The sequence below is a fragment of the Thalassobaculum sp. genome, from assembly GCF_040219215.1.
In the GTDB taxonomy this organism is placed as follows: Bacteria; Pseudomonadota; Alphaproteobacteria; order Thalassobaculales; family Thalassobaculaceae; genus Thalassobaculum_A.
Map to the genome: position 1 here is coordinate 127,456 of NZ_JAVJSX010000034.1, position 13,993 is coordinate 141,448.

General features: G+C 67.1%; 12 protein-coding genes. 7 read left to right on the top strand and 5 right to left on the bottom strand.

Annotated elements, in window-relative coordinates:
- Positions 1 to 1,548 carry a 2-polyprenylphenol 6-hydroxylase gene (ubiB, locus tag RIC54_RS23425; RefSeq protein ID WP_350092000.1) on the top strand — a complete coding sequence of 516 codons (1,548 nt, stop codon included), beginning with the start codon at positions 1 to 3 and terminating at the stop codon, positions 1,546 to 1,548.
- Positions 1,549 to 1,605: 57 nt separating this feature from the next.
- Here the strand turns inward: ubiB and ada are convergent, their stop codons facing one another.
- Positions 1,606 to 2,712, bottom strand: a complete 1,107-nt coding sequence (gene ada, locus RIC54_RS23430) for a bifunctional DNA-binding transcriptional regulator/O6-methylguanine-DNA methyltransferase Ada (protein ID WP_350092003.1) — start codon at positions 2,710 to 2,712, stop codon at positions 1,606 to 1,608.
- Positions 2,713 to 2,856: 144 nt separating this feature from the next.
- Between ada and RIC54_RS23435 the strand changes: the two genes are divergently transcribed.
- On the top strand, positions 2,857 to 3,000 hold the full coding sequence (locus tag RIC54_RS23435) for a hypothetical protein (RefSeq protein ID WP_350092006.1): 144 nt from the start codon (positions 2,857 to 2,859) through the stop codon (positions 2,998 to 3,000).
- Here the strand turns inward: RIC54_RS23435 and RIC54_RS23440 are convergent.
- Positions 2,987 to 3,265, bottom strand: coding sequence for a MoaD/ThiS family protein (locus RIC54_RS23440; protein WP_350092009.1), 279 nt, complete (start codon positions 3,263 to 3,265; stop codon positions 2,987 to 2,989). The genes RIC54_RS23435 and RIC54_RS23440 overlap by 14 nt on opposite strands.
- Before the next feature lie 6 nt (positions 3,266 to 3,271).
- Positions 3,272 to 4,354, bottom strand: a complete 1,083-nt coding sequence (locus RIC54_RS23445; RefSeq protein ID WP_350092012.1) for a WD40/YVTN/BNR-like repeat-containing protein — start codon at positions 4,352 to 4,354, stop codon at positions 3,272 to 3,274.
- A 360-nt stretch (positions 4,355 to 4,714) separates the two neighbouring features.
- Here RIC54_RS23445 and ugpB point away from each other — a divergent pair, with 360 nt between their 5' ends.
- The 4 genes from ugpB (at position 4,715) to RIC54_RS23465 (ending at position 9,067) form a co-directional block, all read left to right on the top strand.
- The gene (ugpB, locus tag RIC54_RS23450) at positions 4,715 to 6,040 is read left to right on the top strand and encodes a sn-glycerol-3-phosphate ABC transporter substrate-binding protein UgpB (protein ID WP_350092015.1); all 1,326 of its coding nucleotides are present in this window, start codon (positions 4,715 to 4,717) and stop codon (positions 6,038 to 6,040) included.
- A 98-nt stretch (positions 6,041 to 6,138) separates the two neighbouring features.
- A complete protein-coding gene (gene ugpA / locus RIC54_RS23455) occupies positions 6,139 to 7,023 on the top strand; it encodes a sn-glycerol-3-phosphate ABC transporter permease UgpA (RefSeq protein ID WP_350092018.1) in 885 nt (294 codons plus the stop codon).
- A 2-nt stretch (positions 7,024 to 7,025) separates the two neighbouring features.
- On the top strand, positions 7,026 to 7,961 hold the full coding sequence (locus tag RIC54_RS23460) for an ABC transporter permease subunit (protein WP_350092021.1): 936 nt from the start codon (positions 7,026 to 7,028) through the stop codon (positions 7,959 to 7,961).
- Positions 7,962 to 7,972: 11 nt separating this feature from the next.
- Positions 7,973 to 9,067: a sn-glycerol-3-phosphate import ATP-binding protein UgpC gene (locus RIC54_RS23465; RefSeq protein WP_350151482.1), complete on the top strand. Its 1,095-nt coding sequence runs from the start codon at positions 7,973 to 7,975 to the stop codon at positions 9,065 to 9,067.
- Between the two features lie 24 nt (positions 9,068 to 9,091).
- Here the strand turns inward: RIC54_RS23465 and RIC54_RS23470 are convergent, their stop codons facing one another.
- Positions 9,092 to 10,531, bottom strand: coding sequence for a TrkH family potassium uptake protein (locus tag RIC54_RS23470; RefSeq protein WP_350092024.1), 1,440 nt, complete (start codon positions 10,529 to 10,531; stop codon positions 9,092 to 9,094).
- Between the two features lie 124 nt (positions 10,532 to 10,655).
- Positions 10,656 to 12,095 carry a TrkH family potassium uptake protein gene (locus RIC54_RS23475; protein WP_350092027.1) on the bottom strand — a complete coding sequence of 480 codons (1,440 nt, stop codon included), beginning with the start codon at positions 12,093 to 12,095 and terminating at the stop codon, positions 10,656 to 10,658.
- A gap of 104 nt (positions 12,096 to 12,199) precedes the next feature.
- Between RIC54_RS23475 and RIC54_RS23480 the strand changes: the two genes are divergently transcribed.
- On the top strand, positions 12,200 to 13,984 hold the full coding sequence (locus tag RIC54_RS23480; protein WP_350092030.1) for an SLC13 family permease: 1,785 nt from the start codon (positions 12,200 to 12,202) through the stop codon (positions 13,982 to 13,984).
- Positions 13,985 to 13,993 lie beyond the last annotated feature (9 nt).

The window sequence follows — 13,993 nt, forward strand, 5'->3', positions numbered from 1 at the left end:
ATGATCCGGGCGCTGCGCAACCTGTTCCGGCTGATCCGGATCGCCTGGATCCTGGCCCGCCATGGCGTCCTGGAACCGCTGGAAGCGGTGGCCGAGGCGCCAGCCCTGGCGCTGTTCGCCCGGCTGTCCCGGCGGCTGCGCGACCGCGATGTCTCTGGACGCTGGGGCGAACGGCTGGCCGCCGCCCTGGTCGCGCTCGGCCCGAGTTTCATCAAGCTCGGCCAGTCGCTGGCCACCCGCGCCGACCTGATCGGCGATCAGGCATCGGCCGACCTGACCATGCTGCAGGACCGGCTGCCGCCGTTTCCGCCGGAGGTTGCCCGCGCGACCCTGGAGCATGAGCTGGAAGCGTCGGTGTCTGAACTCTTCGAGCGTTTCGACGACACGCCGGTGGCGGCCGCCTCGATTGCCCAGGTGCACCGGGCCCGCACGTCCGACGGCCACGAGGTTGCGGTCAAGATCCTGCGGCCGGGCATCGAGGTCGCGGTGGCCCGCGACCTCGACCTGTTCGAATGGGTTGCCCAGACGGTGGAGCGCCTGCTGCCCTGGACCGAGCGGCTGCGGCCGATCGAGACCGTGCAGGTGTTCCGTCAGACCGTCGAGATGGAGATGGATCTGCGGTTCGAGGCCGCCGCCGCCGCTGAACTGGCCGAGAACTTCGCGGGCAGCCGGGATTTCAGGGTGGCGTCGGTCGACTGGTCCCGGACCACGCGCCGGGTGCTGACATGCGCCTGGATCGAGGGTTGCCGGATCGACGATACCGCGGCCCTGTCAGCCGCCGGCATCGACCCGACCGAGCTGCTGGCCAAGGCTGCCGGGGTGTTCTTCAACCAGGTGTTCCGCGACGGCTTCTTTCATGCCGACATGCATCCCGGCAACATGCTGGTCGAGGCCGACGGCACGCTGGTGCCGGTCGACTTCGGCATCATGGGCCGGGTCGACCTAGCCACCCGGTTCTATCTGGCGGACACCCTGACCGGATTCCTGAACGGCGACTGGCACGCCGTCGCCGACATCCATTTCCGCATGGGCTTCGTGCCGGCGCACAAGTCGATCGACCTGTTCACCCAGGCCTGCCGGTCGATCGGCGAGCCGCTGATCGACAAGCCGCTGCACGAGGTCTCGGTGGCGAAGCTGCTGGGCCAGGTGCTGCGGATCGCCGAGACCTTCGAGATGCGCGCGCAGCCTCAGCTGCTGCTGCTGCACAAGACGATGGTGGTGTCGGAAGGGGTGGGCCGGCGGCTGAATCCCGACGTCAACATGTGGGCGCTGGCGCGGCCGCTGATTGAAGAGTGGATGATCGAGAACCGCGGCCCGGAGGCCCTGCTGGCCCGCAGCGCGGACGACATCGCCCGCGCCATCACCCGCCTGCCGGCGCTGGTGCGCGCCGCCGACCGCATGCTGCAGCACCTGGATGAGGGCGGCCTGAAGGTCCACCCGGAGAGCCTGCGGATCTATGCCGAACTGCACGCCCCGGCCCGGTTCTCGTCCTGGCCGATCTGGGCAGCGGTCATCGCCGGGCTGCTGCTGGGGGTGCTGATCGGCTGATCCCCGAAGCGGGCGCCTCAATGGCCACCGCCTCGGGGCATCATCGGACCGCGCCGGTCATCGGCGGGCGGCCACCGATCGCTCAGTGTCGAGCAGGGCGCGCTTGCGCTCCACCCCCCAGCGGTAGCCGCGCATGGTGCCGTCGGTACCGATCGCCCGGTGGCACGGGACGATCAGCGCCACCGGGTTGTTGGCGCAGGCGCTGGCGGCGGCACGCACCGCCTTGGGCCGGCCGGCGGCGGCGGCCAGTTCGGAGTAGGTGCGGGTCTCGCCCATCGGGATTGCCCGCAGGGATTCCCAGACCTGACGCTGGAACGCGGTGCCGCGCACGTCGATCGGCAGGCCGGCATGCGGTTCGCGGCCGTCGAGGGCGGCGGCAACCTCGGCCACGGTATCGCCCAGCCCGTCGGGGTCGGCCGCCAGCGTGGCTTTCGGGTAGTCGCCCTGCAATTCGACAAGCAGCGTCGCCTCGTCGTCGCCGACGCCGACGAAGCAGATGCCGGCCCGGGTGGCGCCGACCAGGACTTGGCCGAGCGCCGTCTCGGTGAAGGCATAGGCGATCACCGCGCCCTCGCCGCCCTTGCCGTAGCTGGCGGGGGTCATGCCGAGCTGGGCGCCGGCCTTCTCGTACAGCCGGCTGGAGGAGCCGTACCCGGCTCCGTACAGCGCCGAAGCCACACCTTCTCCGGCCTTCAGGTTGGCCTTCAGCCTGCCGACCCGGCGGGCGTCCCAGTACTGCCGCGGGGTGATGCCCATCACCGCCTTGAAGGTGCGCTGCAGGTGGAACGGGCTGAGCCCGGCCGCCTCGCCGAGTTCTTCCAGGGTGGGCGCGGTATCCTCGGCCGACTCGATCAGCCGGCAGGCGGCGCGCACGGCGTCGAGCCGGGTGTCGCGCGGCGCCGACGCATCGGGGTTGCAGCGCCGGCAGGCCCGGAAGCCGGCCGCCCGAGCTTCCTCGGGGCGGTGATAGAACTGCACGTTCTGCCGCTTCGGCGTGCGCGACGGGCAATGCGGCCGGCAGTACACGCCGGTGGTCTTCACGGCGAGGATGAACAGGCCATCAGCTGACTTGTCGCGCGTCTCGACCGCCCGGTAACGGGCGTCGTCGGTGGCGAACGTCTCGCCTGCGGCTGCGGTCGGGACCATCGCGGTCACTGCGTTCATGATCTCCTCCTTGGGTCATCGCATGGCCGCAATGTGGGCGCAACGCCGGACCGCCTCCATCCGCTTCTTGCGAGGGTGGTGAGAAAGTGAAAACGCTCACCGACGGGGCTTGGCCGGAAGGCGATACCCCGGCTACAGAGCGTGATGGACGAGCTGATCACCCCGCGGCTGCGCCTGCGACGCGTTGACGGCGATTTGTGCTTCGCCGAGGTCGGTCGAGCCACCCGGACCTTGCAGATCGGCGAGGAGTGGTGCGACAGCGTGTACCTGGAACTCAGCCGCCGCTGACCGCCGTCAGCACGATCACCGTCGACCCGCTCGCCAGCGGGGTGTCCAACGCCGCACGCTCGCCGTCGACGAACACGTTGATGTGGCGGCGGATCGCCGGGGTGGAGTCGCAGATCCGATCACGCATGCCGGGCCAGCGCGCGTTCAGGGCGTCGAGCGCTTCGTCCACGGTCGCGCCGGCCACCGCGACCCGGCGCGGCGATCCGGGAAACAGCCGTTGCAGGGCGCCCGGCAGGGTCACGACGACCATCGGCGGTTCCGTCATCGCCCGCTAGCCCTCGACCGTCAGGGTCTCCACCGACAGGATCGCCGGCAGGTGTTCGGCAATGCACTCCCAACGGTCGCCTTCATCGCGGCTGGCGAACAACGCGCCCGAACTGGTTCCGAAGTACACGCCGGCGGAGTCCAGCGGATCGGTAGCCATTGCCTGGCGCAGCACCCCGAAATAGGCGTTCTGCTGCGGCAGGCCGTCGCGCAGGTCTTGCCAGGTACGGCCGGCGTCGCGGGTGCGCCAGACCGCGGCCTTGCCGTCCGGCACGTAGCGGCCGGCGGAGTCGCCGTTGAGCGGCAGGAGGTACAGCGTCTCCGGGTCACGGGGGTGGGCTGCCGCCGGGAAGCCGAAGGTCGAGGGCAGGCCGGCCTCGATGCTTTCCCAGCGCTTTCCGCCGTCGTCGCTGCGGTACATCCCGCAATGGTTCTGCTGGTACAGCCGGTCCGGCATGCCCGGGGCCGTCACCAGACAGTGAACGCACTGCCCGACCTCGGGGTAGTTCTGGCCTTCCGGCATGAAGTCGGCGCGGGTTCCGTGGTTGCGCGGCTCCCAGGTGTCGCCGCCGTCGGCGGTGTGGAACACCCCGGCGGTGGAGATGCCCACCCATAGCTGGCGGTCATCGTGCGGATGACGGACCAGGGAATGCAGGATCAGGCCGCCGCCTCCGGGCTGCCAATGCGGCTGCGAGGGATGGCGGCGCAGTCCTTCGACGTGCCGCCAGTTCTGGCCGGCGTCGGCGCTGTGGAACAGCCCCGCTGGCTGAACACCGGCGTACAGCCCGTCCGGGCCGGGAGCAATGCTCCATACCGCCTTGATCGGCTCCTCGCCGGCCGGATAGGCCAGTCCGGCGCTAGAATGCGTCCAGGTTTCGCCGAGGTCGGTGGACTTCCACACGGCCGGTCCGAACCATTCGTTGCCACCGCCCCCATAGATCGTGCCCGTCCGGGGGTCGCCGATGACGTGGTTCATCGGCCAAGTCTCGCAGTATGGGCCACGCAGGGTCCAACTCCGCCGCGCAGCGTCGCTTTCGGCGATGAACGCGCCTTTTTTCGTTCCGAGCAACAAAAGAACCCTGGTTGCCATGTCGAGTTCCTTCAGCGTTTCGAGTGCGAAAGTTTATAAGTTGATATCAACATTAATGGATTGCGTCAACCCAGCGCCAGCTGAAACGATTCTTCTGAGCGCGGATTAATCGAAGCGTCACAGACATTTCACCGAACTGTCATGCGTCCCGCCTAGGGTCCGGCCAACCCTGCGTGCCGGCGTATCCGCCGCAGAGTCCGTGTGTACCGTCCGACGGGTCGACCGGGATGATTCTCGTGTTCGAATCCGAAAATTCGGATGGACGCGTCGGACTCTTCGATTACTATGAAATGGATGGTCGGGTCGTGGGGGATGATCCGTCCCGTTTGCTGACGAAAACCCCCAGAGGGAGACGATTCCATGACGTTGCACCGGAAGTTTGCCGCGGTCGCGGCAGGCGCCCTCGCACTGACCGTCGCCGGTCAGGCGTATGCGCAGACCGAGATTCAGTGGTGGCACGCGATGGGCGGCAAGCTCGGCGAGAAGGTCGAAGCGATCGCCGCCGGCTTCAACGCCAGCCAGAAGGACTACAAGGTGGTGCCCGTCTACAAGGGCAACTACACCGAGACCATGACCGGCGCGATCGCCGCGTTCCGCGCCAAGAAGCAGCCGCACATCGTGCAGGTCTTCGAAGTCGGCACCGCCACCATGATGGCGGCAAAGGGTGCGGTGTACCCGGTCTATCAGCTGATGAAGGACTCGGGCGCCAAGTTCGATCCGAGCGACTATCTGCCGTCGGTCACCGGCTACTACACCGACACCGCCGGCAACATGCTGTCGATGCCGTTCAACAGCTCGACCCCGGTCCTGTATTACAACAAGACCCAGTTCGAGAAGGCCGGCCTTGACCCGAACAAGCCGCCGAAGACCTGGCCCGAGATGGGCGAGTTCTCCAAGAAGCTGCAGGCCGCCGGCGTGGCGTGCGGCTTCACCACCGGCTGGCAGAGCTGGGTGCAGATCGAGAACTTCTCGGCTTGGCATAACGTCCCGATCGGCACCAAGGAGAACGGCTTCGCCGGTCTCGACACCGAGTTCCAGATCAACAGCCCGCTGCACGTCAAGCACATCGGCCAGCTTGCCGAGTGGCAGAAGACCAAGATCTTCGACTACGGCGGACGCCGGTCGGACAGCGCACCGAAGTTCTATAATCAAGAGTGCGCCATGTACATGAACAGCTCGGCCGCCCTGGCCGGCATCAAGGCGAACGCCAAGGACTTCGAGTTCGGCGTCGGCATGCTGCCGTACTGGCCGGACGTTGCCGGCGCTCCGCAGAACTCGATCATCGGCGGCGCCACCCTGTGGGTGCTGACCGGCCACAAGAAGGCCGAGTACAAGGGCGTGGCCGACTTCTTCAACTACCTGTCGTCCGCCGAAGTGCAGGCCGACTGGCACCAGTTCACGGGCTACCTGCCGATCACGACGGCGGCCTACGAACTGACCAAGCAGCAGGGCTTCTACGACAAGAACCCGGGCGCCGACGTCTCGATCAAGCAGATGACGCTGAACAAGCCGACCCCGAACTCCAAGGGCCTGCGGTTCGGCAGCTTCGTGCAGATCCGCGACATCTTCAACGACGAGCTCGAAGCCATCTGGGCCGGCACCAAGACCGCCCAGGAAGGTCTCGACACCGCCGTGTCGCGTGGCAACGACCTGCTGCGCAAGTTCGAAAAGGAAAACGGATCCTGATCGGATCCGGTGCATAGTCAGCGCCCGGAAGGTCGGTCCGCCGATCCTTCCGGGCGCGTCCTTTCGCGCCGCCGTCGAGACAGCCGAGGCACAATGCCGTGATCAAACGCGTCACCTTCCGGCACAAGTGGTTGCCCTACGCCCTGCTGGCGCCACAGCTGCTGATCACGCTGATCTTCTTCATCTGGCCGGCGAGCCAGGCGCTCTACCAGTCGGTGCTTCAGCAGGACGCCTTCGGCCTGCGCACCGCGTTCGTCGGCTGGGACAATTTCACCTATCTGTTCTCCGATCCGATCTACCTTGAGTCCTTTGACGTCACGATCGTGTTCAGCATCGCGGTCGCCCTGCTGTCGCTGTCGTTCGCGCTGATGCTGGCGGTGATGGCCGACCGGATCATCAAGGGCGCCACCACCTACAAGACCCTGCTGATCTGGCCGTACGCGGTCGCCCCGGCGATCGCCGGCGTGCTCTGGTACTTCATGTTCAACCCGGCGGTCGGCATCAACGCCTGGATCCTGCGCACGGTGTTCGGCTACGACTGGAACCACACCCTGAACGGCACCGACGCGCTGCTGCTGATCGTCATCGCGGCGGCCTGGAAGCAGATCAGCTACAATTTCCTGTTCTTCCTGGCCGGCCTGCAGGCGATCCCGCGCTCCCTGATCGAGGCCGCGGCAATCGACGGCGCCACGCCGTTCAAGCGGTTCTGGACGATCATCTTCCCGCTGTTGAGCCCGACCACCTTCTTCCTGGTGGTGGTCAACATCGTCTACGCCTTCTTCGATACCTTCGGCACCATCCACGCGACCACCCGCGGCGGCCCGGCGGGTGCCACCAACACACTGGTCTACAAGGTGTTCAATGATGGCTTCATCGGCCTCGATCTCGGTGGATCGGCGGCACAGTCGGTGGTGCTGATGGTCATCGTCGTCACGCTGACGGTGGTGCAGTTCCGCTATATCGAGCGGCGGGTGGAGTACTGACGATGGTTGAGAACCGCCCCTGGCTGACGGTGTTCTCCCACCTCGTGCTGATCCTCGGCATCGGCGTGGTGGTGTTGCCGCTGTGGGTCACGCTGGTCTCCTCGACCCACGCCGGCGAGGATCTGCTGCGTTCGCCGATCCCCATGTGGTTCGGCAACCAGATGTTCGAGAATTACAGCCAGATGCTGTCGTCCGGCATGAAGCACGTGTCGGGACAGCCGTTGACGGGGATGATGCTCAACAGCCTGATCATGGCGTTGAGCATCGCGATCGGGAAGATCGCCATCTCGCTGATCGCGGCGTTCGCGATCTGCTACTTCCGGTTCCCGTTTCGCATGACCTGCTTCTGGATGATCTTCATCACCCTGATGCTGCCGGTCGAAGTCCGCATCCTGCCGACCTACGAAGTGATCGCCAACGTCTTCACCCCGCTGACCAAGCTGCTGGCGCTGCTCGGCTACGAGGGTACCGACGTGGTGATCGCCGGATTCTCGATCGACCTCGACGTCAGCATGCTGGACAGCTACGCCGGCCTGACCCTGCCGCTGATCGCCTCGGCGACCGCGACCTTCCTGTTCCGGCAGTTCTTTCTGACGGTTCCGGACGAGTTGACCGAGGCGGCGCGGATCGACGGTGCCGGGCCGATGAAGTTCTTCCGTGACATCCTGCTGCCGCTGTCGCGCACCAACATCGCGGCGCTGTTCGTGATCCTCTTCATCTACGGCTGGAACCAGTACCTCTGGCCGCTCCTGGTCACCACTGACCCGTCCTACGCCACCATCGTGATGGGCATCCAGCGCATGGTGAACGTGGCCGACATCGAACCGCAATGGAACCTGGTGATGGCGGCCAGCATGCTGGCGATGCTGCCGCCGGTGGCGATCGTCATCGGCATGCAGCGGCTGTTCGTCAAAGGCCTGGTTGAAACCGAGAAATAGGAACACGGCGGATGGCGAATCTGCAGATCTCAGGCGTCGAGAAGGTCTATCCGAACGGGTTCAAGGCGATCCATGGGATCGACCTGAAGGTCGAGGACGGCGAATTCATCGTGCTGGTCGGGCCGTCCGGCTGCGGCAAGTCCACGCTGCTGCGCATGATCGCCGGGCTGGAGACCGTGACCGGCGGCACCATCCAGATCGGCGACCGGGTGGTCAACGACCTGGAGCCGGCGGACCGCGACATCGCCATGGTGTTCCAGAACTACGCGCTGTACCCGCACATGTCGGTCTACCAGAACATGTCGTACGGCCTGCGCAACCGCGGCTTTCCCAAGGCGGCGATCGAGGAGCGGGTGCAGAAGGCGGCCGGAATCCTGCAGCTCGACGGCCTGCTTGACCGGCGTCCGCGCCAGCTGTCAGGCGGCCAGCGCCAGCGGGTGGCGATGGGCCGGGCAATCGTGCGCGAACCGGCGGCCTTCCTGTTCGACGAGCCGCTGTCCAACCTCGACGCCAAGCTGCGGGTGCAGATGCGGGTCGAGATCAAGCAGCTGCAGCGCCGTCTCGGCACCACCAGCGTCTACGTGACCCACGACCAGATCGAGGCCATGACCATGGCCGACCGGCTGGTGGTGATGAACGCCGGCGTGGCCGAGCAGATCGGCACGCCGATCGACCTGTATGAAAACCCGAGCAGCGTGTTCGTCGGCGGCTTCATCGGCTCCCCCGCCATGAACTTCATGCCGGCGCAGGTCGAGGCCGACGGCCGGCACCTGACCCTGGCGGACGGATCGCGGCTGGTCCTGCCGGCTGACGGGGCGGCGGTCGAAGCGGGCCGATCGGTCACCATCGGCGTGCGCCCGGAACACCTGATGCCGTCCTCGGACACCGACTCGGCGCTGAAGTTCGAGATCGTGCTGGTCGAGCATCTTGGCGCCGACACGCTGCTGTACGGGCTTGCGTCTGCGGTCAAAGGGGCAGGCGAGGGCGGCCTGCTGACGGTTCGTATGTCCGGCCATCATGTCATGCCGGCCGGGACGGTCATCCCGCTGGTCGCCGATCCGTCGCACCTGCACCTGTTCGATGTGGCGACCGGCCGTCGCATCTGACCCGCGAGGCCCGGCGCCGCGCGCTCAGCGGTGCCAGAACCCCGGCTCGAGCATCACCAGGACGGTCAGCAGCTCCAGCCGACCGAGCAGCATCGCGAACGACAGGATCCACTTCGCCGCATCCGGAAACGGCGCGAACGTGCCGGCGGGCCCGGCAATCGGCCCCAGGGCCGGGCCGACGTTGGTTATAGCCGTCGCCGCGGCGGAGAAGGCGGTGACCAGATCGAGCCCGGTGGCGGTCAGCGCCATGGTCGTCAGCGACGTCACCGCACCGGTCAGCAGCACGAACGCCATCACCCCCTGCACCACTTCCGGACTGACCGCCCGGCTCTGATACACCTGGGCCACCACCCGGTGCGGCCGGATCAGTTCCTGGGTGATGATCCGGAACCGCTGGATCAGCACCTGCCATCGGAAGATCTTCACCGCTCCGGCGGTCGACCCGGTGCAGCCGCCGCAGAACGTCAGCATCAGGGCCAGCGACGCGGCGAATGAACCCCAGCTCTGCCAGTCGTAGGAGGCGAAGCCGGTCGTGGTGATGATCGAGGTGACCGAGAAGACGCCGTGGCGGATGGCGTCGATGGGGCTCTGCCCTGAGCCGGCCGCGGTTACCGCCATCAGTCCGCCGCCGATCAGGACGACACCCAGCATCGGCGGAATCTGGCTCCACGGCACGAAGCCCGATGTGCCGCGCAGAAGCTGGACGTAGAACAGGAACGGTGCGGCTCCCGCCAGCATGAAGACCACCGCCACCCACTGGGCGGCGGGCGAGAAGGCGCCGAACGAGCTGTCGTGGGTTGAGAATCCGCCCGTCGACACCGTTGCCATCGCGTGGTTCACCGCGTCGAACCCGCCCAGGCCGGCCAAGCCGTAGCCGATTGCCGACAGCACTGTCAGCCCCAGGTAGACGCTCAACAGCCAGGTCGCCAGCTCGCGCGGCCGGGCCAGGATCTTGTCGGAGGTGTCGGAGGACTCCCGGCTCATCAGCTGCATGCCGCCGACCCGCAGCAACGGCAGGACCGCGACCGCCATCACCACGATGCCGATGCCGCCGACCCACTGCAGCAGCGATCGCCACAACAGGACGCCCGGCGACATCGCCTCAAGCCCGACGATCACCGTCGACCCGGTGGTGGTCAGGCCGCTGACCGCCTCGAAATACGCGTCGGCCAGGGACAGATTCGGTACCGTCCACATGAACGGCAGAGCCGCCACCAGAGGCAGCACGATCCACAGGCTGGAGGTCAGCAGATACGCTTCGCGGATGCCGAGCTTGATCGGCGCACCCCGCGACGCCAGCACGGCGGTCGCACCCAGGAAGGCCGGCACGGCAATGCAGGGCAGGTACTCAGGGGCGTGATCGGCGTCGAGGGCCAGTTCGACCAGGGCGGGGATCACCAGGGTCGCAGCCAACACCAGCACGAGCAGGCCGCCGATGAAAACGACCGGCCGGAACGAAGGCATCTGTATCCCTCCAGCGAACCCCTGAGGTCGTGCGCGTCAACGTCTCGGGCGTCAACGGATCGGCAAAATGCAGGGAAAGCCCGCCCGGTACAAGCGCGAGTCCGATCCGGCGGCCCACCCCAACTCAACGCTTCCAGAAATCGGGATCAAGCATCACGAGGACGGTCAGAAGTTCCAGCCGGCCGAGCAGCATGGCGAACGACAGGATCCATTTCGCGGTATCCGGCAGCGGTGCGAACGTCCCGGCCGGGCCGGCGATGGTTCCGAGGGCGGGACCGACATTGGTGACGGCGGTGGCGGCGGTGGAGAATGCGGTGACCAGGTCGAGCCCGGTTGCCGCCAGGGCCACCGTCACCAGCGCGGTAACCCCGCCGACCAGCAGCACGAATCCCATGACCCCCTGCACGACCTCCGGTCCGACCGGACGACCCTGGTATACCTGGGCCACGACCCGGTGCGGGCGGATCAGTTCCTGGGTGGTGATGCGAAACCGCCGGATCAGCACCTGCCAGCGGAAGATCTTCACCCCTCCGGTGGTCGAGCCGGTGCAGCCGCCGCAAAACGACAGGACCAGCGCCAGGGCGGCCGCAATCGGTCCCCAGGTCTGCCAGTCGTACGAGGCATAACCGGTGGTGGTGATGATCGAGGTCACCGTAAACACGCCGTGCCGTATGGCTTCCAGCACGTCGTGCCCGCTGTCGATCGCGGAGTAGGCCAGCAGGCCGCCGCCAACCGCGACGACCCCGAGCATCGGCGGAATCTGGCTCCACGGCACGAAGCCGGACGTTCCGCGCAGCACCTGGACGTACAGCAGGAACGGAGCGGCACCCGCCAGCATGAAGACCACCGACACCCATTGCGCGGCCGGCGAGAAACTGCCCAGCGAGGTGTCGCGGGTGGAGAAACCGGCCGTCGATACCGTGGTCATGGCGTGGTTCAGCGCGTCGAACCCGCCCATCCCTGCGAAACCGTAGGCGATCGCCGCCAGGATCGTCATGCCGAGATAGACGCTGAGCAGCCAGGTTGCCAGTTCGCGCGGCCGGGCCAGGATCTTATCGGAGGTGTCCGAGGATTCCCGGCTCATCAGCTGCATGCCGCCGACCCGCAGCAGCGGCAGCACGGCGACGGCCATCATGACGATGCCGATGCCGCCGACCCACTGCAGCATCGAACGCCACAGCAGAACGCCGGGCGGCAGGTCGTCGAGACCGGTAATCACGGTCGACCCGGTGGTGGTCAGGCCGCTGACCGCTTCGAAGTAGGCGTCGGTCAGCGACAGGTTCGGCACCGTCCACATGAACGGCAGGGCCGCCACCATCGGCAGCACGAACCACAGTCCGGAGGTCAGCAGATAGGCTTCGCGCAGCCCGAGCTTCATCGGCCCGCCGCGGGACGCCAGAACGGCGGTCGCGCCCAGGAACAACGGCACGGCGACGCACGGCAGATACTCCGCGGCATGATCCGCTTCGAGCGCCAGTTCGACCAGTGCGGGGATCGCCATGGTCGCGGACAGCACCAGAACGAGAATGCCGCCGATGAACACGACGGGCCGAAACGCAGGCATACCCCTCCCCCCGTCGGAACCCTGACCCCCTAGCTTGCGTTGGGCGACGCGGGGTCGATGAGCCGGTAAGGTGTCTTGATCTCCTCCTATGCACAAGAGCGTCCATGACCATCGATCAGGTTGCCATCCTCTCCATTCTCATTGCCGTGGTGGCGATGTTCGTGTGGGGTCGCCTGCGGGTCGATGTCATCGCGGTGTCCGCCTTGCTGGTTGCGACCGCCCTTGGCCTGGTTCCCGGTGATCAGGCGTTTGCCGGATTCGGGCACCCGGCGGTGGTCACCGTGGCCGCCGTCCTCGGTCTGTCGGCCGCGCTTGCCCGGTCCGGTGCTATCGACTGGATCGCGTCGCGCATCGGACGCCTGACCTCCAACCGGCTGGTCCAGACCGGGGCGCTGTGCAGCCTTGGCGGCGTGCTGTCCGGTTTCATGAACAACGTCGGCGCGCTGGCGCTGCTGATGCCGGTGTCCCTGTCGATGGCCAAGCGTGGCAAGTACAGGCCGGGCGGCGTTCTGATGCCGCTGGCCTTCGCCACCATCCTTGGCGGCATGACCACGCTGATCGGCACGCCGCCGAACCTGCTGATCGCCGGCTACCGCAAACAGGTGACCGGCGAGAGTTTCGCGCTGTTCGACTTCGCGTGGGTCGGAGTGCCGTTGGCGGTGGCGGGCATCGCCTTCGTGACCCTGATCGGTTGGCGGCTGTTGCCGGTGCGGGGTCGCTCCGGCGGCTCGGACGGCCAGCCGTTCGACGTCGACGCCTATCTGACGGAACTGCGGGTTCCCGAGGGTTCGCCGGTGATCGGCAAGCGATTGAGCGAGGTTCTCGAAACCCTGGAGGAGCCGCCGGCGATCGACGCCCTGGTGCGGCGCTGGGCCCAGGTGGTGCGGCGCCTGCACCACGCGGTCCTTCAGCGGGGCGACGTGCTGATCACCCACGGCGAAGCCGAGGCGATCCAGGCCCTGGTGACCCGCGGATTTGAACTGGTGGCGGCCAAGGACCTGGAGCGCGAGGACGGCGGCGGCACGGTCGACCGCGAAGCGCTGGCACTGATGGAGGTGGTGGTGCCGCCACGCGCCTGGGTCGAGGGTCGTTCGGCGGCCGAGATCGATCTGCGGGCGCGGTTCGGCCTGAACCTCCTGGCGATCTCGCGGGAGGGAGCAGCGCTCGGCCGACGGCTGCGCGACCAGCGCTTCAATGCCGGCGACGTCCTGCTGCTGCAGGGCGAGCGTGCCGGGCTGGTCGACTCGGTGCGGGCGATCGGATGCCTGCCGCTCGCGGAACGCCGCATCGCCCTGCATCCCGAACGCGCCCTGGTCCCGGTGGCCCTGTTCGGCGCGGCGGTGACGGCTACCGCCCTCGGGATCTTTCCCGCGGTCGTGGCGCTGGTCGCGGCGCTGGTCGGCATGGTGCTGAGCCGCACGATCAACGTGCGCGAAGTCTACGAGTCGATCGACTGGCAGGTCATCGTTCTGCTGGCCGCGATGATCCCGGTCGGCGGCGCGCTGGAATCCACCGGCACCGCCCGGCTGATGGCCGAAGGCCTTGCGTCGCTGGCGGGGGAAATGCCGCCACGGGTGCTCCTCGGCCTGCTGCTGGTTCTGACCATGACGCTGTCAGACGTGATGAACAACGCTGCTACCGCGGTTGTGATGGCGCCGATCGGCGTTGGCGTCGCGGCGGCTCTGGGTGTGAACGCCGACCCGATGCTGATGGCGGTGGCGGTTGGCGCTTCGGCGGCGTTCCTGACCCCGATCGGCCACCAGAACAACCTGCTGGTCATGGGACCGGGCGGATACCATTTCGGCGACTATTGGCGCATGGGTCTGCCGCTGGAAATGCTGCTGACCGGACTGGGGGTATGGCTGATTCCGATTGCGTGGCCGTTCTGACGCCCCTCG